The following is a 1,223-nucleotide window of genomic DNA, read 5'->3' as shown; positions in this document are numbered from 1 at the left end:
GGGCTCTGCGGAAATGAGCGTGCAGCAGTGGTTGGCGGATATCCGCGGTGGGGGTTCGTGTCGTTGAGCTGAGGTGGGGCCTCGGTGGGTGACGATTCAGGTTCCTACACGCCGCTTCACCAACACCACCGAGGTGACCCTTGCCTGAGGCTACTGCCTGCCCGCCGTCTGTTGTTGCCGACACGATCATGCGCACCATCGAGTTGGGGGTGACGATCACCGACGCCGCGGTCGACGAGAAGACGACGACGATCTTCTGCAGGCCGGTGGCCTGTGACGCCAGGTGTCCGGACTGCGGCCGGGAGGGCCGCTACCGCGACACTGTGACTCGGCCGTTGACGGATCTGCCGGTGGCCGGCTACCCGCTGGTGCTGCAGGGTGCCCTACCTCGCTACCGCTGCACAACGCCAGCGTGTGGGCGGGCAGTGTTCAACCAGGATCTGGGCAAGTTGGCGGCCCCGCGCTCATCGACGACGCGGCGCTGTGCCCGGTATGTATTGCGGCGGTTGATGATCGACCGCACCACCATTTCGGCGATCGCCGCCGAACTCGGGGTGTCCTGGCATACTGTCAGCTCCATCGCGATGCGTGCGACCGCCGGCCTGATCGCCACAACCGGGCCGGATCGGCTGGCCGGGGTGACGGTGATCGGTGTCGATGAGCATCGCTGGGCGCCTCGGCGTCGCGGCACAGAGGGGTTCGTCACGCTGATCATCGACCTCACGCCTACCCACGACCAGACCGGCCCGGCACGCCTGCTCGACCTGGTCGAAGGACGCTCAGCGACCGCACTGGCCACGTGGTTGGCCGCCCAACCCACCGACTTTGCCCGGGCCGTGGAGGTCATTGCGATGGACGGGTTCGCCGGCTACAAGACCGCCGCCACCGAGGTCATCCCGGACGCGGTCACCGTGATGGACCCCTTCCACGTTGTGGCTTTGGCCGGGACCAAGCTCGACCTGATCCGCCAACGCATCCAGCAGCAGACCCTGGGTCGGCGCGGACACACCGGTGACCCGCTCTATGGGATCCGGCGCATCGCCCGAACCCGCCTGCAGCTGCTCTCCCCACGCCAATACACCCGGCTGACCGAGGTGCTCGACGGCGACGACCATCTCGCCGTCAAGGTCGCCTGGCTGATCTATCAGAAGATCATCGCCGCCTACGCCGACCCGAACCGACGTCACGGCAAGAAGGCAATGACCAGGCTGATCGAGTCGATA

Annotated in this window: 1 protein-coding gene; it reads left to right on the top strand. The window is 66.6% G+C overall.

The features are described 5' to 3' along the window. Window positions 1-140: 140 nt before the first annotated feature. Window positions 141-1,223: ISL3 family transposase (locus tag HMPREF0591_RS29845; protein ID WP_040624529.1), on the top strand; the 1,083-nt coding region annotated here is incomplete at its 3' end.

This window comes from Mycobacterium parascrofulaceum ATCC BAA-614 (assembly GCF_000164135.1).
Classification (GTDB): Bacteria; Actinomycetota; Actinomycetes; order Mycobacteriales; family Mycobacteriaceae; genus Mycobacterium; species Mycobacterium parascrofulaceum.
This window is presented reverse-complemented; position numbering and strand designations above follow the sequence as displayed.